The following is an 18,283-nucleotide window of genomic DNA, read 5'->3' as shown; positions in this document are numbered from 1 at the left end:
TCTCAGCGGGTCGCGGCCCTCAGCGCGGCCCGGGCGACCTGCTTCGCCCTCACCTCGCACTGCATCGTGGTGTACGGGCGCGCCTGGAGACCCACCCAGACGGAGAGGTTGCCCTCGCGGACGGCGAGAACGCAGCTCCAGTCGATCCCGGGGTCGCCCCAGTAGGCCTCGGTGCCGAAGCCGAGGCCGAAGGCGCCCCGCTGACCGGCCGCCTCCAGGCGGAAGCGCTCCCGCTGGGTACCCGCGTTGCGGGCCGCGTCCTCGCCGAGGCTCAGGTCCCAGCGGACCAGCGCGGCCGGCGACTTGGCCAGATCCAACCCGTCCCAGTTGCAGCCCGCCAGTACGCCCCGGGCGGTCTCGGACCGGGTGTCGCGCGTCGACGACCACAGGTCCAGATTCAGTTTCCCGTTCGCCACCTGGCAGGTCGGGACGGCCGTGTAGGCGACGGGAGCCGTGGCCCGGTCCCGTACGTACCACGCGACCCCGATCCCGGCGACCAGCAGCACACCGGCCACCACCATGGCCGCGATCCGGCGCGGGGCGCGCCAGGGGCTGCGGGGCCCGGGGGTGTCCGGGATCCGCGGGGAGACGGCAGGCGGCGCCGCCTCCGTTTCCTGCTCCGGCTCCGGTACGGGCGGCGCCTCGGGCTCGGCCGGGGGCTGGGGCCGGGGCTGGGGCTGGGGCTGGGGCTGGTCCGCACCCTCGTCGAACAGCCGGTCGATGTCCGCCCGCTGCGCGGCGATCATCCCGTAAACGGCGGAGGGCCACTGGCGGCCCGCCGGAGCCACCGGTCCGATCAGCTCGCGCAGCCGCGCCGGGGACGGCCGGTCGGCCGGGTCCTTGGCCAGGCAGCCGGCGACGATCTCGCGCAGCCCCGCCGGTACGGCGCTCAGGTCGGGCTCGGCGTGCACCACGTCGTAGAGCGTGCGGAGCGTGGAGGATCCGGCGAACGGACTGCGGCCGGTCACCGCCATGGCCAGCACCGACCCGAGCGAGAACACGTCGCTCGCCGGGGTCGGTTGCTTGCTCTCGGCCTGCTCGGGCGACATGTACGCGGGCGAGCCGACGACCCAGCCGGTCCGCGTCAGCCCGGTGTCCCCCTCGCCCCCCGGCTCCGTCGCCCGCGCGATGCCCAGGTCGATGACCCGTACGCCGTCCTCCGCGAGCAGGACGTTGTCGGGCTTGAGGTCACGGTGGATCAGCCCCGCCCGGTGGATCTCGGCCAGGGCCGACACCAGTCCCGCCGCGAGGCGCCGTACGACGTCCTCCGGCAGCGCCCCGCCCGCCTTGACGACGGCGCCGAGCGACGGCCCGGCGACGAACACCGAGGCGAGCCAGGGCGTCGGCGCATCCGGGTCGGCGTCCATCACGGCGGCCGTGTAGGCCCCGGACACCTTGCGGGATGCGGCGACCTCACGGCGGAAGCGGGCCCGGAAACCCTCGTCGTCGGCGTAGTGCGCGAGCACCTGCTTGACCGCGACGAGCCGCCCGTCCGGCCCGGCGGCGAGCAGCACCCGCCCCATCCCGCCCTGCCCGAGCACGCCGAGCACCTTGAACGGCCCCACGTGCGTCGGCTCTCCCGGTAGGGAGCGGATCATACAGAGACGGCCCTCACGAAGGCGGCGAAGGCGGTGGGGCTGACGGCGAAGGCGGGCCCGTCGGGATTCTTGGAGTCCCGCACGGCGACGAGACAGGGCTGCGCGGCGACTTCGACGCAGTCGCCGCCGCTGCTCCCGCTGTACGACGACTTACGCCAGGCGGCTCCGCCGAGCGGGGCGCACTCGATGCAATCACCGCCGGTGTTGCCGCTGTACGACGACTTACGCCACCGCGCGTGGGTCAGGTCCTGGCTGGTGCCCATAACGTTCCTCCATTACGCGGGTGATCAATGCCGCCGACGCCTCCACAGAGAGGGCAGCGGCTTGCAGATGAGCGTAACGAAGTGCAGCTTCCTTGACCGTCTCGGGGTTGGCGGTCATGTGCCCCGAGATCAGGTCCTCCGTATAGATGAGGTCAGGGTCGTCGTCGAATCGCAAGGTGTTGAACGAGCCGATCAGGCTGGCGTGTTCGCCCGCCGCGAAGGGAAGCACCTGGATTCTCACCCACCGCTGTGCATGGAAGCTCAACAAGTGAGCGAGTTGGTTCCGCATGACCTCTCGGCCGCCGATCGGCCGGTACAGTGCGGCCTCGTCCAGCACCACCCAGACCATGGGCGGGCGTTCGCGGCCCAGGATTCGATGGCGGTCCATGCGGGCCGCCAGCAACTCGTCGAGGTTGTCCGGCAGGCCCGTCGCCAGTACCGCACGCGCATACTCCTCCGTCTGGAGGAGTCCGTACACCAACTGCGACTGGTACGTGGAGATGTACGCCGCCCTCGCCTCCATCTCCGCGTACGCCTGGAACCACGTCGGCAACACGCTCCGCAGGACCAGCCCCACCAGACGGGAGAACATGCCGTCCGTCCCCAGCGCCGCGTCCACCCGTTCCGAGAAGTCCCGGGTCGGCACCCGCTTCGTGTTCTCCACCTGGCCGATCAGCGAGCCCGTGCAGTAGATGATGTCGCCCAACTGGTGCTGTTTCAGTCCCGCGGCCTCTCTCAGCCGACGCAGTTCGTAGCCGTAGTAGTCCAGCGGCGAGGCGCTGGGATCGAGGTCGCGGATCTCGACCATGGGCGGTCACCCCCAAGTTCACGCCGTGCGGCGTTCGTTCCGGTCTGTAGCCGAGCGTAATCACGCCACCGCATGCTGATGCCATGAATCACGTAACTGACTCCTTCCGGGCAAAGATTGGCGGCGATAATGCTCTGCCGGACGGGCGGATCATGCGGTGACGGGGGCCAGGAACGTGCGGGAACTGATCGAGGGCCGTTACCAACTCGAGGAGTTGCTCGGCCGGGGCGGCTTCGGTGAGGTGTGGCGGGCCGAGGACAGCCGGGTGGGCCGCCGGGTCGCCGTCAAGATCGGATACCCGCAGACGCCCGAGGAGACCCGCCGCTTCGAGCGGGAGGCCAGCCTGGCCGGGAACCTCGCGCATCCCAACATCGCCACCGTCCACGACTTCGGCCGCACCGAACGGGCCGGGCGCAGTGCCGTCTTCCTCGTCATGGAGCTGCTGGAGGGCCGCAGCCTGGCAGCCGTCCTGGAGGTCGGCGTACCGCCGCTCCCGGACGCCCTGGACTGGGCGGCGCGGATCGCGGACGCGCTCGGTGCCGCGCACGAGGCCGGAATCGTCCACCGGGACATCAAGCCGGCCAATGTGATGGTGACCGGGAGCGGGGTGACGAAGGTCCTCGACTTCGGCATCGCCAAGGCCCGGGCGGGCGGACCCGGTACGGAGCTGACGGCCACCGGCATGATCATCGGCTCGTTCCCGTACATGGCGCCCGAGCGGTGGACCGGTGGAGCGAACGGCGCGCCCGTCGACGGCCGGGCCGACCTGTACGCCCTGGGCTGCGTCCTGATGGAGCTGCTCACCGGCGCCCGCCCCTTCCCCGCCCAGGAGATGCACGAGCTGCTCGCCCAGCACCTCACGACGCAGCCGCCCGCGCCCAGTTCCCTGCGGGCGGGACTGCCGGCCGCGCTGGACTCCCTCGTGCTCGGCCTGCTCGCCAAGGACCCGCGTGAGCGCCCGGCGAGCGCGGGCGAGGTGTCCCGCCGCCTGACGGAGATCGCCCGGGACGGGGCAGCGGACTCCGGCAGTGCCGACCCCGCACCGGCGGCCCCGGCGGCCCCGGCGGCCCCGGCGGGCGCTGCCCCCTGGCCGCCGCCGCCCTCGTACACCCCCACCGTGCACACCGCGGCCGGCGATCCCGTCCGCACGATGCTGGGGCGCAGGCTGACGCAGCTGCTGGAGGACGACCCGGCCGACGCCGGGGAACGGCTCGGGATGCTGGCCGCCGACCTGACCGAGGAGCTCGGCGCGCACGACCCGCTCACCGTGCGTGCCGCGTACCACCGCGCGCTGCTGGTGCGCGGGCGGTCCGCGACGGAGCTGGAGCGCATCCTGCCCCGCATGGTGCGGGTCCTGGGCCTGGAACACCCGGACACGGTCACCGCACGCGCCACGTACGTCGGTGAGGCCGCGGCCTTCGGGCCCGGCGACGGCCGCCGGCACGAGGAGGAGCTGCGCGAGATCATCGAGCAGGTGACGCGTGTGTTCGGCGCGCACGCCCCCCTCACGCTGACCGCCCGCTACCACCTGGCCTCGGCCATGCACCGGGGCGCCCGCGACCGCGACGGCCAGTGGGACGCGCGCACCCGTGAGCGGGCGGAGAGCGAGCGCGCCTGGCTGGGGCCGCTGCTGCCCGACCTGGAGTGGGCACTTACGGCCGACAGTGCGGTCCTGCTGGACGTGCGGCGCCGGCTGGCGCACGACGCCTGGCTGCTCGGTGACTTCGCCGCCGCCGCACCCCTGTACTGGCGGCTCTTCCCGGACCTCGCCGAACTCGCGGAGTACGGGGATCCGGAGGTGGCCTACCGCGTGCTGCGCAGCATCGGCGAGGCAGGCGATCCCGCGAGTGCTCTGGCGCACATGAACCTGCTGCTGCACCGGCTTCCCCTCCTCGCCGGCAGCCGGTGGCTGGCCCAGGAGGTGTCCGAGATCCGGGCGGACTTCCGGCGGGCGGTGCGGGAGCAGCGGCGGGCCGAGGGGGGCGGCGGGGGCGGCGGCCTGTCCCGGCTGTTCGGTCGCTGAGCGGCCGGCGGGCGTACGCACCCCCCCCCGGCCGTGGCGCCCTACCCGGCGGTAGGGCACCATGGGCCGCCCAGCAGCAGCTCAGGAGGACCCCATGGCCACGGCCACCCCCAAGCCGGAGACCCTCGCCGCCTTCGAGGCCGCCAAGGGGTTCATGCCCGTACGGGAGGGCCTCGCCCTCTACGAGGCCGCCGCCGAGGCGGCCGCGCTCGGGCTGCCGCTGCTGGAGGTCGGGACGTACTGCGGGCGCTCCACCATCCTGCTGGCCGACGCCGCCCGCGAGGCCGGCGTAGCCGCGATCACCGTGGACCACCACCGGGGCAGCGAGGAACAGCAGCCCGGCTGGGAGTACCACGACCCGACCGTCGTGGACCCGGAGATCGGCCTGATGGACACCCTGCCCACCTTCCGCCGGACCCTGCACCGGGCCGGTCTCGAAGACCACGTGATCGCGATCGTCGGCCGCTCCCCGCAGGTCGCCGCCGCCTGGGGCGGCCCGCTCGGCCTCGTCTTCATCGACGGCGGCCACACCGACGAGCACGCCACCGGCGACTACGAGGGCTGGGCCCCGCACGTCGCGCCGGGCGGCACACTCGTCATCCACGACGTGTTCCCGGATCCGGCCGACGGCGGCCAGGCCCCGTACCGGATCTACCTGCGCGCCCTCGCCTCGGGCGCCTTCGAGGAGATCTCCGTCACCGACTCGCTGCGCGTGCTGCGCCGTACCGGGTCGGGCATATAGGCAAGCCGCATCAACCAAAAAGGCGATAAGCACACCGCGCCCTCGAATGGCCCACTCGCGGCCGGACAACCGCGCGGCGGTCTAGCATCGCGACGTGCGCAACGACGACAGTCCTCCGCCCCCCGAGTCCGGCTCCTCGGTCAGCCCGGACCCGTCCTGGTTCACCCGGCGCTCCATGCTCGTGGTCGGGGCGGCCGCGCTCGCCCCGGCCTGTCTGGCGGGCTGGGTGCTGACGCAGGTGCTGAGCGGGGCCGGGCCGGACGGGCAGCAGCCCCGGACGGCGCCGCTGCCGGCCTCGCACTCGGCCCAGTCGCCGGGCCAGCGGGACGCGAAGCCGGGCTCCACCGCGAGCGGGAGCCCGGGCACGGACGCGAGCACGCCCGCGGCCGCGCCCGCTCCGGCCCCCGCGCCCGCTCCGGCTCCCGCCAAGGGCCCGCTCGCCGGGCGGACGGTGGTCATCGACCCCGGCCACAACACCGGCAACTTCAAGCACACCGACGAGATCAACAGACAGGTCGACATCGGTACGGGCCGCAAGGAGTGCGACACCACCGGCACCACCACCAACTCTGGTTACATGGAGGCGGAGTTCACCCTCGACGTCTCCCAGCGCCTGCGGGCCGTCCTGGAGGCCCAGGGCGTGAAGGTGGTGCTCACCCACCAGGCCGACCGCCCGTGGGGCCCCTGCATCACCGAGCGCGCCCGCATCGGCAACGAGGCGAACGCCGACGCCGTCGTCTCCGTCCACGCCGACGGCGTCTCCGCCGGCAGCCGCGGCTTCCACGTCATCCTCCCGGCCAAGGTCAAGGGCGGCGGCGCCGACACCGCGAAGATCGTCGAACCCTCCCGCGAGCTCGGCGAGCGGATCGCCGGGAACTTCGCCCGTACCACCGGATCGGCCCCCGCCAACTACCTGGGCAGCGGTACCGGCTTGGTCGTCCGCGACGACCTCGGAGGACTGAACCTGTCGACCCGGCCCAAGGTGTTCATCGAATGCGGCAACATGCGTGATGCCAAGGACGCGGCGCAGCTGACGAGTCCGGAGTGGCGGCAGAAGGCGGCCCAGGGCATCGCGGACGGCATCGTCGGCTTCCTCGGCGGGTAGTCCCACCGCAGGTCCCGCCGGGACTGCTCGCAGCCCCGATCCTCTCGGCCGCGCGAGACCTCCGTACCATGGTGCCGCCCGCCCCGCTGCAGGCACGATCTGCGACCGTGGCACCACGAGACGACCGAGACCGAGAAGGACACCTAAGACGTGAACATCCGCTCCCTCACTCGAGGCGACGGCGTGGTGATCGGAGCAGCGGTGCTGCTGTTCATCGCCTCGTTCCTCGATTTCTACTCCACCACCGGTGTCGACCTGCCGAGCGCATGGGACACCGACTTCTACCGCCTCGTGCTCCCCAGCGTCTTCCTGCTCGGCTTCATCGCCGCCGGTCTGCTGATCGCCGGCCGCTTCCAGCCGGAGACCCGCAAGGTCCTGGGCCTGCCCCTGGCCGCGTGGGGCACCGTGCTCGCCGTTTCGGCCGCCTGGTCCGCGCTGTGGTCGCTGATCACCTGCCCGAGCGCCGCCGACCTGGGCGCCGGTGCCATCCTCGCCTTCCTCGCCACCCTGGCCCTGGCCGGTGTGGCCGTGGCCGGGGCGAAGATCCCCGCGCTCGCGGGCCAGTTGGTGCCGGAGCCGAAGCCCGCCGCCGTCCCGCCGTACGGGGGCCAGCCCCAGCCGGGCGCCGGGTACGGCTACCCGGGCGGTCAGCAGCCCTACGGTTCCACCCCGCAGCCCGTTCCGCCGTACGGCGGCACCCCGGCGCCGGGTCCGCAGGACGCGGGCCAGCACGCTCCGGCTCCGGCGCCCACCCCGGCGGCGGACTTCAGCCCCTTCTGGTTCGCGGTCCCGGTGGCCCGCCCCCTCTTCGCCGAGGACGGCTCCCCCCACCAGATCGCCGAACTCGCCCCGGGCACCTGGTACTTGGCCGTCGAGCAGCGTGGCGCGGCCACCCTGGTCGCCCAGACCCAGGACGGCCGGCGCGGCATCCTGAACGACACCTCGGGCATCCAGCGCGGCTAAGCGAGCCCCGCCGGCGCTTGAGGCGCGGGGGCGCGGGGGCGGAGCCCCCGGAACGGCGCCGCACACACGACCCACGGCAACGGCCCCTCGCCACTTCCCGGCGAGGGGCCGTTGCCATACAGTCACCTGACGCCCAGTCAGAAACTGACACCTCGCCGGAGGGGACTCGCATGCGCCTGGGACTCGCACTCGGCTACTGGGGCCGCGGCCCCCACCCGGCCCACCTCGACCTCGCCACCGAGGCCGAGAACCTCGGCTACGACTCGGTGTGGACCGCCGAGGCCTGGGGTTCGGACGCCTTCACCCCGCTGACCTGGATCGCCGCGCACACCTCGCGGATCCGCCTCGGCACGGCCATCGCGCAGATGGCGGCCCGCACCCCCACCGCCACCGCCATGCACGCCCTCACGCTGGACCACCTCTCCGGCGGCCGGATGATGCTCGGACTGGGCCTGTCCGGCCCGCAGGTGGTCGAGGGCTGGTACGGGCGCCCCTTCCCCGCCAGCCCGCTCACCGCGACCCGCGAGTACGTCGACGTCATCCGCCAGGTGCTGCGCCGCGAGGGCCCGGTCGCGCTGGACGGCCGCTTCCACAGCCACCCGTACCGCGGCGAGGACGGCACCGGCATCGGCAAGGCCCTCAAGCCCATCACCCACCCGCTGCGCGCGGACCTGCCGGTGCTGCTGGGCGCGGAGGGGCCGAAGAACATCGCCCAGACGACGCGGATCGCGGACGGCTGGCTGCCCCTGTACTGGTCGCCGACCCGCACCGACGTCTACCAGGCCGCTCTCACGGACGTGCCCGAGGGCTTCATGATCGCGCCGATGGCCCGCGCCAAGGTCTGCGACGACGTCGCCGAGGGGCTGCTCCCGGTCAAGGCGATGCTCGGCTTCTACATCGGCGGCATGGGCCACGCGGCCCGCAACTTCCACGCCGACCTGATGGCCCGGATGGGCTACGAGGAGGAGGCCCGCCGCATCCAGGAGCTGTTCCTCGCCGGGCGCAAGGAGGAGGCGGTCCTGGCGGTCCCGGACGCGTTCGCCGACGAGATCTCCCTGATCGGCCCCCGGGAGCGGATCGCCGAGCGCCTGGACCTGTGGCGCAAGGGCCCGGTCACCGACCTCCTCCTCACGGCCCCGGACCCCCACACCCTGCGCGTCCTGGCGGACCTGAACCACTGACCCTCGGTCAGGTCGCGCCAGCGTGGCCGAGGAGCTCCTCCGTCGTGGGCCTCCCCCGCCGGGATGACGATGATCGATCCGCTCCACGGCTGAATCCACGGCGGACGCGGCTCCGGGGCGCAGGGCGTGGCGTCGGGATGTGTACGGGTTGTCGGGTGATGATGGCGCGGTGCGACTTGATCACGTGTCCTATGCGGTGGCCCGCGACAGCTTCGCCTCGACCGTCCAGTGGATCGGATCGGCCCTCGGCGCCGGGTTCGTCGACGGGGGCGTGCACCCGCGATTCGGCACCCGCAATTTCATTCTCCCGCTGAGCGGCGGCACCTACGTCGAGGTCGTCACCACACTCGACCACCCCGCCGCCGACCTCGCACCCTTCGGCCAGGCGGTCGCGCGCCGCGCAGCCGAGGGCGGCGGCTGGCTCGGTTGGGTGGTCTCCATCGACGACATCGCCCCGGTCGAGGCCCGCCTCGGCCGCACCTCGGCCGAGGGCCACCGTGTCCGCCCCGACGGGTTCGACCTGAGGTGGAAGCAGATCGGCCTGCTGGAGCTGCTGGAGGACCCGCAACTGCCCTACTTCCTTCAGTGGTTGGTCCCCATCGAGGAGCGCCCGAGCGCCGACCCGCGCACCTCCACCACCATCCACGGGCTCTCCATCGCCGGCGACGCCGCCTCCATCGCCGAATTCCTCGGCGAACCGGCCGACCACCCCCTCGACCAGATCGACGTCACCTGGGTCGAGGATGAGGAACCGGGCCTGGTCTCGGTTGAGTTCGCCACCGCCCATGGCCCGGTCACGATCTGACCAGGGCCCGACTACCCCGCGGGAGCAGCCGGCTGGGGTCTCCTGGCGAGACAGAACCTAGTCGGCCTCGGCCTGCGGCAGGGCCGCCAGCAGTTCGCGCACGTCCAGTGGCATGACGGCGATCTCGATGCTCCCGCCGCCCTCGTAGACGCAGGTGACGATCCGCGAGCCGGGGTTGATGGAGACGGCCTCCCGCACGGAGGGGACCCGCAGCCCGGTGGCGCGGCCGCCGGGCAGCGGCAGGGCCGCGCCCCGCTGCGGGACCCAGCGGGCCGCGCCCTGGTCGACGTACACGCGGCCCGGCCGCCAGCGGCCCTCGCCGGCCGGCTGCCGCGCCATGCCCGGGATGCCGGGCACGGGCCCGGCGGCCACCCGCGCGCGGTGCTTGCGCCGCAGGAGCCACCCGGCCCCGGCCGCCCCGAGGGCGACCACCACGAATTCGATCACGCGCCCCATTGAAACAGGCCGGGGACCCGCTCCCGGACAGCGATACGGCGAGGCCCTGCCCGGGCGATCTTCGCGGGCCCGCGACACCCCCAGCTACCGCTGGGAGGGGCCCCCGGTCACAGCACTAGCCGGCGAGCTCGGAAGCGCTCGGGACCTTGTCGACCACCTCGGCGCCCGCGCTCCTGCCCGCGTCCTTGACGCCCTTGATGACGTTGTCGAAGGCGTCGATGTCGGCGTCACCCGCCTCGCCCTTGCGGAGCTTGCCGGCCAGGCCCTTGAGGGACTCGATGCCCGCCGTCAGCGGGCCCATCGCCTTCGACAGCAGCGGGTCGCCCTTGGCGTTCGCGGCCGCCGCCTTGAGCCGGTTGTACGCGAACGCGCCCGCGAGGCCCGCCTTGATGAGCGCGAAGGTGCGCCCCTTGGCGCCCTTCTTGAACTTGCCCTCGCGGTACGGCTTGATGATCCACTGGTACGTCGCCCCGGCCGCGAGCCCCGCGTTGGCGACGAAGCGCGTCTTGGCGAACTTCTGCTTCTCGGCGGACGTGCTCGGCGAGGGCGTCACGGCGGCCAGCTCGTCGGCTTCGGCGGCGGCCGGCTCCGCGGCGGCGAGGACGGCCAGCTCCGCGACCGAGGCCGCCGAGACCTCCTCCACCCGGCCGTTGCCGCCACCACCGCCGCCACCGCACGCGGTGGCCCCGGCCAGCAGCGCGGTGGACAGGACCACCGCGGCGAGGGCGCGACGGAAGCGAACGGTCGGGGGTACGGACACGGTTCCTCCGGGGACTGAGGCGTCGTCCTCCGCAGCCTCTCCCCGGCCCCCCGGCTCCGCCACGCGGGCGACCCGTTCGGGTTTACCCCCCGCCCTGGCGGCAAAACGCGGGGCATGCGCACACACACCCGAGTACACGCCCGAGGAAGCAGTCAGGCAGGCCGGGCCGTCGCACTGGTGGCGGACGTGCTGGCCTTCGTGATCGCCCTGTGGATCCTGCTGTACCTGCTGGAGGCCAACCAGGGCAACGAACTGGTCGACTTCGTCCACGACGTCGCCAGCTGGCTGGCCGGCTGGTCCTACGACCTGTTCACCTTCAGCCGCGAGTGGATCCAGGTGGTGGTCGGCTACGGCCTCGCCGCCGTCGTCTACCTCCTCGTCGGCCACGCCGTCGCCGGATGGCTCTACCGCCGCTGAATCAGCCCGGAGGCCGTCCGCCCGGACATCGCCTAGTCACAGCAGTCGGGCTCCAGCCCGCTCGGCAGGGCAAGCCCCCCGAACACCGCGGTGGTCGCCTCGTCCCCGCCCAGCGCCGCCACGGCGAGCAGCAGGGACCCGGCGGTCCACGTCGTCTGCTCCACCGGCCAGACCGCCTCGTCCTGGAACACGTACCCCGTCCAGTACATGCCGTTGTCCGCGCGCAGATGAGTGATCGACCGCAGGATCTCCAGCGCCCGGTCCGACTCCCCCGTCGCCCACAGCGCGAGCGCCAGCTCGCAGGACTCGCCGCCCGTCACCCACGGGTTCGGCAGGACGCAGCGCACACCCAGGTCCGGGACCACGAACTCGTCCCAGCGCCCGTCGATCCGCGCCTTCGCCTCCGCGCCCGTCAGCGCCCCGCCGAGAACCGGGTAGTACCAGTCCATCGAGTAGCGGTTCTTGTCGAGGAACCGCTCGGGGTGGCGGCGGATGGCATGGCGCAGCGCGCCCGCGGCGAGCTCCCAGTCGGGCTGCGGCTCCTCGCGGTGTTCGGCGATGGCCAGCGCGCAGCGCAGCGCCTGGTGGATGGAGGAGGACCCGGTGAGGAGGGCGTCCGTGACGGCCGTGCCGTCCGCCTCCCGCTTCCAGCCGATCTCGCCGCCCGGCTGCTGGAGCGTGAGGACGCACTCCACGGCCGCGTAGACGGCCGGCCACATGCGGTCGAGGAAGGTGTCGTCGCCGGTGGACAGGTAGTGGTGCCAGACGCCGACGGCTATGTACGCGGTGAAGTTGCTCTCGCGGCCGGCGTCCTGCGGCTCGGCGGTGTCCACGCCGTCCGGCCGGTCGGCGTAGGCGGCGTACCAGGAGCCGTCCCGGTTCTGGTGCCGGGCCAGCCACGCGTACGCCCGCTCGGCGGCCGCGTGTTCACCGGCCGCGTCCAGCGCCATCGCCGCCTCGGTGTGATCCCACGGGTCGAGGTGGTGCCCGCGGAACCACGGTATGGCTCCGTCGCCGCGCTGGGCGGCGAGGATGCCCGCCACCGTCTCGGCGGCCTGCTCGGCGGTCAGTACGCCGTCCAGGACCAGGTGCTCGGTGCGCCCGGGTGAGCTCACTGGGCGGCGCCGACGGGGAGGTGGGGCTTGGTCGCGTACGCCACGAAGCTCTTGCCGATGAGCGGGTTCAGCGCCTGCTCGGCGAGCCGCGTGGCCAGCGGCTTCTTCATGATGTCCCAGACCAGGAGCTTGTGGTACGCCTTGACGGGCAGCGCCTTGTCGTTGTCGACGCCGAAGGCGCACTTGAGCCACCAGTACGGGGAGTGCAGCCCGTGCGCGTGGTGCGTGCCGTACGGCTTGAGGCCCGCGGCCTTCATCTTGCCGAGCAGCTCGTCCGCCTTGTAGATGCGGATGTGGCCGCCCTCGACCTCGTGGTAGGCGTCGGAGAGCGCCCAGCAGATCTTCTCGGGGCCGTAGCGCGGGACGGTGATGGCGATGCGCCCGCCGGGCTTGAGCACGCGCACCATCTCGGCGAGCACTCCCTTGTCGTCGGGGATGTGCTCCATGACCTCGGAGATGATGACGACGTCGAAGGACTCGTCGGGGAAGGGCAGGGCGAGCGCGTCGCCCTCCATGGCGGTGGCGGTGGCCCCGGCCGGTGCCTCACCGGCCTCCTTCATGGCGGCGAACCACTTGGCGACCTCGCGGATCTCCTCGCCGTTGCGGTCGACGGCGACCACCTGGGCGCCTCTCCGGTAGCACTCGAAGGCGTGCCGGCCTGCGCCGCAGCCCAGATCGAGTACGCGGTCGCCTGCGGCGAGCGGGAACCGGGAGAAATCGACGGTCAGCACGGGGTCCTGCCTTCGCGGTCGCGGGGGTGTACGGAGGGGGTGGTGTGGAAAAGGCGGAAGGTCACCGCGCGCGGCGGGTACGGGCGGCCTGCTCGATGGCGGCGCGGTAGTGCGCGGCGGTGCCCTCGGCGGCCTTGGCCCACGTGAAGCGGGTCAGGACCCGTTCGCGCCCGGCGGCGCCGAGGCGGGCCCGCAGCTGCGGGTCGCCCAGCATCCGGCCCAGCGCGGCGGCCAGTGCGTCCGCGTCGCCGGGCGGCACCGCGAGGCAGGTCTCGCCGTCGGGGCCGGCGACCTCGGGGATCGCGCCGCCGGTGGTGGCGACGAGCGGGGTGCCGGTGGCCATGGCTTCGGCCGCCGGGAGCGAGAAGCCCTCGTACAGGGACGGCACGCACGCCACCTGCGCGCTGCGCACCAGGTCGACGAGTTCGGCGTCGGTGACGCCCTTGACGAAGCGGACCGCGTCCTGGAGCCCGTACGTCTCGATCGCGCGGGCCACCGGCCCCCGCTCGGCGCGCTTGCCGACGACGACGAGGTGGGCCTCGGGCTGCTCGGTACGCAGCTTCGCGAGCGCCTCGACGAGGTACACGAGCCCCTTGAGCGGCACGTCGGCGCTGGAGGTGGTGACGATGCGGCCGGGCACCTCGGCCACGGAGGGGTCCGGCGACCAGAGGTCGGTGTCGGCGCCGATGTGCACGACGTGGATGCGCTCGTCCTGGACGCCGAGGTGCTGGGCGATCTCCTGCTTGGAGGATCCGGAGACGGTGAGCACGGACGGCAGCCTGCGGGCCACGCGGCCCTGCATGCGGGTGAAGGCGTACCAACGGCGCACGGAGGCCCGCTTCTTGCGGTCCTTCGCGGCGTCGAGGTCGAGCCGGCGGTCGACGGTGATGGGGTGGTGGATCGTGGTCACCAGGGGCGCGCCCAGGTCCGCCAGCAGCCCGTAGCCCAGGGTCTGGTTGTCGTGGATCACGTCGAAGTCACCGGCGCGTGCGGCGAGATGCCTGCGGGCGCGCAGCGAGAAGGTCAGCGGCTCGGGGAAGCCGCCGGTCCACATGGTGGCGACCTCCAGCGCGTCGATCCAGTCCCGGTACTCGTCGCGCTTCGGCGTGCGGAAGGGGTCGGGGCTGCGGTAGAGGTCCAGGCTCGGGAGCTCGGTGAGCGAGGCGCCCGTGTCGAGCACCGGGTAGGGCTGTGCGCCGATGACTTCGACGCAGTGCCCCAGGCGTACGAGCTCGCGCGAGAGGTGGCGGACGTAGACGCCCTGGCCGCCGCAGAACGGGTTCCCCTTATAGGTGAGGAGTGCGATACGCAGCGGGCGGTCGCCGTCGGTGGCGGAACCCGCGAAAGGGCTCGTCACCATGGCCTCAGCGGTCACTCTCGGCCCCCTTCTCCCTGCACTTTCGCCGGAGCGTAACCGCTCGGATAATGTAGAACAAGTTTCAGACTTGATCCGTTGAAGACCATTGAATCTACCGGCCGGAAACCACACCGTAAGAGGCGGAGCAGGTGATTCGCGCCACGGCTGCGGCGCCTGCCATGCTGGCTCCGGATCAGCCCGGAATCAGCCCGCGCAATGACACGGAACGGGGCACATGACAGCGGAAGCGAAGGCCGTCGGCACGGTCACCACACCGGCGTCGCCTCCCCTGACGGAACGCCAGGAGGCGCGCCGCCGCCGGATCCTGCACGCCAGCGCCCAGTTGGCGAGCCGGGGCGGTTTCGACGCCGTCCAGATGCGCGAGGTCGCGGAGGCGGCCGGCGTGGCGCTGGGCACGCTCTACCGCTACTTCCCGTCCAAGGTGCACCTGCTGGTCGCCACCATGCAGGACCAGCTCCAGCACATGCACACCACGCTGCGCAAACGCCCGCCGGCCGGGGACGAGCCGGCGGCCAGGGTCGCGGAGACCCTGATGCGGGCCTTCCGCGCCCTCCAGCGCGAACCGCAGCTGGCCGACGCGATGGTGCGGGCGCTGACCTTCGCGGACCGCAGCGTGAGCCCCGAGGTGGACACGGTGTCCCGGCTGACCACGGCGATCATCCTGGACGCGATGGGCCTGGAGGAGCCGCCGACAGCGGAACAGCTCTCGGCGGTCCGCGTCATCGAGCACACCTGGCACTCGGCACTGATCACGTGGCTCTCCGGCCGCGCGTCGATCGCCCAGGTCAAGATCGACATCGAAATGGTCTGCCGCCTGATCGACCTGACGTCCCCGGAAAAGGCCTGAAGCCACCCCTGAACCAGCCCTCCAGCCACAGGCAGGGGCCGGCCGCCGCCGGGCGCCCCCGCCCAACCCCAGACGGCGGCCGGACGCTGAGACGGGAGAAGCGCGTAGCGATCTGTGGCGGCTTATGCCCGGCCCCAGACGGGGGCCGGCCGCTGAGACGTGCGGAGCACGTAGCGATCTGTGGCGGCTTATGCCCGGCCCCAGACGGGGGCAGGCCGCCGTCATCGAGAAGCGCGGAGCGATCGGTGGCGCCCGCGCCCAGCTTCAGACGGGGGCAGGCCGCCGTCATCGAGAAGCGCGTAGCGATCGGTGGCGGCTTATGCCCAGCCCCAGACGGCGGCCGGACGCCAAGCCGTGCGAAGCGCGTAGCGATCGGACGCGCTCCCCCGCCCCGCCGGGCATCTCCGACCGCCGCCCCGTCCCTGAAAAGGAACCCCCGGCTCGTTCCTTTGGGGGTTTCCCGGCTGTCCTCGTATGTCCGGGGCGGGACGGTCGGTCAAGGGTGGCCGAAGGCCATCGCGCAGCGACGCGACGACGAAGGAGGAGCGCCCTTGAGGGACCGGCCCGACACGGAGAGACGATGGGACTGACGGGAAACCCCCAAACCCTCCCTGATCCCGCCCCAGGGCAACAGGCCCCCCAAAGCCCCCCGGGCCAATTTCGGTGGACAGTGGCCGTCGGCCTATCCGATAGTGCGCCGCATGGCCTCTCTCGTGCGACACCTCACCTTCGACTGCTCCGACGCCTACCGCCTGGGCCAGTTCTGGGCCGATGTCCTGGACGGCTCGCTCGCTGACGATGACTTTCCCGGGGACCCCGAGGCCCTGGTCACGGCGCCCGGTTCGACCCTGCTGTTCGTGACGGTGCCCGACGCCAAGGCCGTGAAGAACCGGGTGCACGTGGACCTTCAGCCACAGGACCGGTCGCGCGATGAGGAAGTGGAGCGCATCCTCGCCCTGGGGGCCACCGTTGTCGGCGATCACCGCAAGGCCGACGGGAGCGGCTGGGTGACCCTCGCCGACCCCGAGGGCAACGAGTTCTGCGTCGAGCGCAGCGCCGCCGAACGGACGCGGTGACGGCCGTACGCGTATGCGTAAGCCGGCCCCCGCCGGCCCCGCCCCCGCCGGCCCGGCCCCCCGGCGGGAGCGCCACGGCCACTAACCCTCCGGCGGGAGCGCCAAAGCCGCTACCCCCCCCCCGCCGAGAGCCCCAAGGCCCCTACTCCTCCGGCGGAAAGACCGGTTCGCCGGTCGTGGCCAGGGTGATCAGGATGGCCTCCACCGGGCAGCCCTCCGCCGCCGTGAGGATCGGTTCGTTCGCGTCCGACTGCGGGGTGCGGGGGTGGGACTGGCGCGCCGAGTCCAGGACGAAGCCGTCCGGGGCGTGGTTCACGCACATGCCCGAGCCGATGCAGACCCCCCGGTCCACCTCGACCTGCCAGCGGTCACCCATCATTCACCCGCCCCGCCCGCACCCGCACCCGCACCCGCACCCGCACCCGCACCCGATGAATGCGTCGTATACGTCGCCGGGAGGTGGATCATCTTGTGCTCCAGGTACTCGCTCAGGCCCTCCGGCCCGAACTCCCGGCCCAGGCCGCTGTTCTTGTAGCCGCCGAACGGGCCCAGCATGTCCAGGCTGAAGGTGTTCACGTTGAAGGTCCCGGTGCGGATCTGCCGGGCGAAGTCGATGCCGTGCTCGACGTCGCCGGTCCACACGCTGCCGCTGAGGCCGAAGTCGGAGTCGTTGGCGACCCGTACCGCCTCCGCCTCGTCCCCGTACGGGATCAGGCAGACGACCGGGCCGAAGATCTCCTCGCGCGCGATCCGCATGGAGTTGTCGACGTCCCCGAAGAGGGTGGGCTCCACGTACCAGCCGTGCTCCAGCCCCGCCGGGCGGCCGCCACCGGAGAGGATCTTCGCCCCCTCCTCCTGGCCGATCCGGATGTAGTCCAGGGAGCGCTGCTGCTGGCGCCGGGCCACGAGCGGGCCGAGCTGGGTCGCCGGGTCGAGCGGGTCGCCGACGACCAGCGCGCCGGCCGCCGCCGCGAGCGCCTCGGCCACCTCCTCGTACCGGCTGCGCGGGGCCAGGATCCGGGTCTGGGCCACGCACGCCTGGCCGTTGTTCATCCAGGCCGCGGGCACGATCCCGGCGATCGCGCTCTCCACGTCGGCGTCGGGGAGGACGACGGCCGCCGATTTGCCGCCGAGTTCGAGGGTGACCCGGGTGAGGTTGCGCGCCGCGACCTCCATCACGCGCTTGCCGGCCGCGACCGAGCCGGTGAAGGCGACCTTGTCGATGCCCGGGTGGCCGACCAGGTACTCGCTGACCTCGCGATCGGCGGGCAGGATCGACAGCACGCCCTCGGGAAGTCCGGCCTCCCGCACGATGTCGGCCAGGATGTAGGAGTCCAGCGGCGCTTCGGGGGACGGCTTGAGGATCACCGTCGACCCCGTCAGCAGCGCCGGGGCCAGTTTGGCCGCGGCCACGAACTGCGGGACGTTCCACGGGATGACGGCGGCGACCACGCCCACCGGCTCCCGGCGCACCAGGATCGGGCCGAGCACGCCCTGACGGTGCTCCTCGTACGGATAGCCGCGGGCGACCGTGATGGCGGCGTCGTAGACCATCATCGGCCCCAGCGCCTGCGCGAGGATGCTCCAGGAGTACGGGGATCCGTTCTGGGAGCTGATCGAGCGGGCGATCTCCTCGTGCCGGACGGCGATGGCGTCCTTGATGCGGGTGACGACGGCGATGCGCTCGTCCAGGGTCATCCGCGGCCAGGGGCCCTCGTCGAACGCCTTGCGCGCAACAGCGACAGCGCGGTCGACGTCCGCCTTCGAGGCGTGCGGGACGGAGCCGATGACCTGCTCGGTGTGGGGGGAGACGATCCGGATCGTGTCGGTGCCCAGCGGATCCGTCCACTCCCCGCCGATGAACAGTTGTCCGTGTTCCACGAGCTCGGTCATGGCTGAGGCCTCCTGCGGCTTGAGACGTTCCAGAACTGATACCAGTTCTAGTTAGAGGAGTCCACGGCCAGGACACGCCGAGGACACGCCGAGGCCGGACCGGGCCGAAACACCGGAGAAGA

19 protein-coding genes are annotated in these 18,283 nt (G+C 72.6%); 9 read left to right on the top strand and 10 right to left on the bottom strand.

Annotated features, from left to right (window positions below; translation table 11 throughout):
- Positions 1-2: 2 nt before the first annotated feature.
- Genes ACZ4TV_RS22405 through ACZ4TV_RS22395 form a run of 3 tightly spaced genes read right to left on the bottom strand, consistent with a single transcriptional unit; the run spans position 3 to position 2,669 of the window.
- The gene (locus ACZ4TV_RS22405) at positions 3-1,565 is read right to left on the bottom strand and encodes a serine/threonine-protein kinase (protein WP_468136487.1); all 1,563 of its coding nucleotides are present in this window, start codon (positions 1,563-1,565) and stop codon (positions 3-5) included.
- Positions 1,566-1,594: 29 nt separating this feature from the next.
- A complete protein-coding gene (locus tag ACZ4TV_RS22400) occupies positions 1,595-1,861 on the bottom strand; it encodes a DUF397 domain-containing protein (protein WP_468136486.1) in 267 nt (88 codons plus the stop codon).
- Positions 1,821-2,669 (bottom strand): helix-turn-helix domain-containing protein, encoded by an 849-nt coding sequence (locus ACZ4TV_RS22395; RefSeq protein WP_468136485.1) that lies wholly within the window; start codon positions 2,667-2,669, stop codon positions 1,821-1,823. The genes ACZ4TV_RS22400 and ACZ4TV_RS22395 overlap by 41 nt, the downstream gene beginning before the upstream one ends.
- Before the next feature lie 157 nt (positions 2,670-2,826).
- On the opposite strand from ACZ4TV_RS22395, the gene ACZ4TV_RS22390 reads away from it, so the two are divergent.
- The 6 genes from ACZ4TV_RS22390 (at position 2,827) to ACZ4TV_RS22365 (ending at position 9,488) form a co-directional block, all read left to right on the top strand.
- Positions 2,827-4,692, top strand: coding sequence for a serine/threonine-protein kinase (locus ACZ4TV_RS22390; RefSeq protein WP_468136484.1), 1,866 nt, complete (start codon positions 2,827-2,829; stop codon positions 4,690-4,692).
- Positions 4,693-4,786: 94 nt separating this feature from the next.
- Positions 4,787-5,434, top strand: coding sequence for a class I SAM-dependent methyltransferase (locus ACZ4TV_RS22385; protein WP_468136483.1), 648 nt, complete (start codon positions 4,787-4,789; stop codon positions 5,432-5,434).
- Positions 5,435-5,528: 94 nt separating this feature from the next.
- The gene (locus tag ACZ4TV_RS22380; RefSeq protein WP_468136482.1) at positions 5,529-6,539 is read left to right on the top strand and encodes an N-acetylmuramoyl-L-alanine amidase; all 1,011 of its coding nucleotides are present in this window, start codon (positions 5,529-5,531) and stop codon (positions 6,537-6,539) included.
- Positions 6,540-6,689: 150 nt separating this feature from the next.
- A complete protein-coding gene (locus ACZ4TV_RS22375; RefSeq protein ID WP_468136481.1) occupies positions 6,690-7,502 on the top strand; it encodes a hypothetical protein in 813 nt (270 codons plus the stop codon).
- 170 nt (positions 7,503-7,672) lie between these two features.
- Positions 7,673-8,683, top strand: coding sequence for an LLM class F420-dependent oxidoreductase (locus ACZ4TV_RS22370; RefSeq protein ID WP_468136480.1), 1,011 nt, complete (start codon positions 7,673-7,675; stop codon positions 8,681-8,683).
- A 169-nt stretch (positions 8,684-8,852) separates the two neighbouring features.
- The gene (locus ACZ4TV_RS22365) at positions 8,853-9,488 is read left to right on the top strand and encodes a VOC family protein (RefSeq protein ID WP_468136479.1); all 636 of its coding nucleotides are present in this window, start codon (positions 8,853-8,855) and stop codon (positions 9,486-9,488) included.
- Positions 9,489-9,545: 57 nt separating this feature from the next.
- Here ACZ4TV_RS22365 and ACZ4TV_RS22360 read toward each other — a convergent pair whose 3' ends face one another.
- A complete protein-coding gene (locus tag ACZ4TV_RS22360; RefSeq protein ID WP_468136478.1) occupies positions 9,546-9,935 on the bottom strand; it encodes a hypothetical protein in 390 nt (129 codons plus the stop codon).
- Between the two features lie 124 nt (positions 9,936-10,059).
- Complete coding sequence (locus tag ACZ4TV_RS22355; RefSeq protein ID WP_468136477.1) at positions 10,060-10,704, bottom strand: hypothetical protein; 645 nt, start codon at positions 10,702-10,704, stop codon at positions 10,060-10,062.
- Positions 10,705-10,818: 114 nt separating this feature from the next.
- Between ACZ4TV_RS22355 and ACZ4TV_RS22350 the strand changes: the two genes are divergently transcribed.
- Entirely contained in the window at positions 10,819-11,121 is a 303-nt protein-coding gene (locus ACZ4TV_RS22350; RefSeq protein WP_468136476.1) for a hypothetical protein, read from the top strand.
- A 32-nt stretch (positions 11,122-11,153) separates the two neighbouring features.
- On the opposite strand, the gene ACZ4TV_RS22345 is transcribed toward ACZ4TV_RS22350, so the two are convergent.
- From ACZ4TV_RS22345 to ACZ4TV_RS22335, 3 genes are all read right to left on the bottom strand, one after another.
- Complete coding sequence (locus tag ACZ4TV_RS22345) at positions 11,154-12,236, bottom strand: prenyltransferase/squalene oxidase repeat-containing protein (RefSeq protein WP_468136475.1); 1,083 nt, start codon at positions 12,234-12,236, stop codon at positions 11,154-11,156.
- A complete protein-coding gene (locus tag ACZ4TV_RS22340) occupies positions 12,233-12,967 on the bottom strand; it encodes a class I SAM-dependent methyltransferase (protein WP_468136474.1) in 735 nt (244 codons plus the stop codon). The genes ACZ4TV_RS22345 and ACZ4TV_RS22340 overlap by 4 nt, the downstream gene beginning before the upstream one ends.
- Positions 12,968-13,028: 61 nt before the next feature.
- Positions 13,029-14,342: a glycosyltransferase family 4 protein gene (locus ACZ4TV_RS22335; RefSeq protein WP_468136473.1), complete on the bottom strand. Its 1,314-nt coding sequence runs from the start codon at positions 14,340-14,342 to the stop codon at positions 13,029-13,031.
- 217 nt (positions 14,343-14,559) lie between these two features.
- Between ACZ4TV_RS22335 and ACZ4TV_RS22330 the strand changes: the two genes are divergently transcribed.
- Both ACZ4TV_RS22330 and ACZ4TV_RS22325 read left to right on the top strand, forming a co-directional pair.
- Positions 14,560-15,192 carry a TetR family transcriptional regulator gene (locus tag ACZ4TV_RS22330; RefSeq protein WP_468136472.1) on the top strand — a complete coding sequence of 211 codons (633 nt, stop codon included), beginning with the start codon at positions 14,560-14,562 and terminating at the stop codon, positions 15,190-15,192.
- A gap of 701 nt (positions 15,193-15,893) precedes the next feature.
- Positions 15,894-16,268: a VOC family protein gene (locus tag ACZ4TV_RS22325; RefSeq protein WP_468136471.1), complete on the top strand. Its 375-nt coding sequence runs from the start codon at positions 15,894-15,896 to the stop codon at positions 16,266-16,268.
- Between the two features lie 142 nt (positions 16,269-16,410).
- Here ACZ4TV_RS22325 and ACZ4TV_RS22320 read toward each other — a convergent pair whose 3' ends face one another.
- Complete coding sequence (locus ACZ4TV_RS22320) at positions 16,411-16,644, bottom strand: ferredoxin (protein ID WP_468136534.1); 234 nt, start codon at positions 16,642-16,644, stop codon at positions 16,411-16,413.
- Positions 16,644-18,161, bottom strand: coding sequence for an aldehyde dehydrogenase (locus ACZ4TV_RS22315; RefSeq protein WP_468136470.1), 1,518 nt, complete (start codon positions 18,159-18,161; stop codon positions 16,644-16,646). Before ACZ4TV_RS22315 ends, ACZ4TV_RS22320 begins: the two co-directional genes overlap by 1 nt.
- Positions 18,162-18,283 lie beyond the last annotated feature (122 nt).

Source organism: Streptomyces sp. NPDC028910 (assembly GCF_055564955.1).
This window is presented reverse-complemented; position numbering and strand designations above follow the sequence as displayed.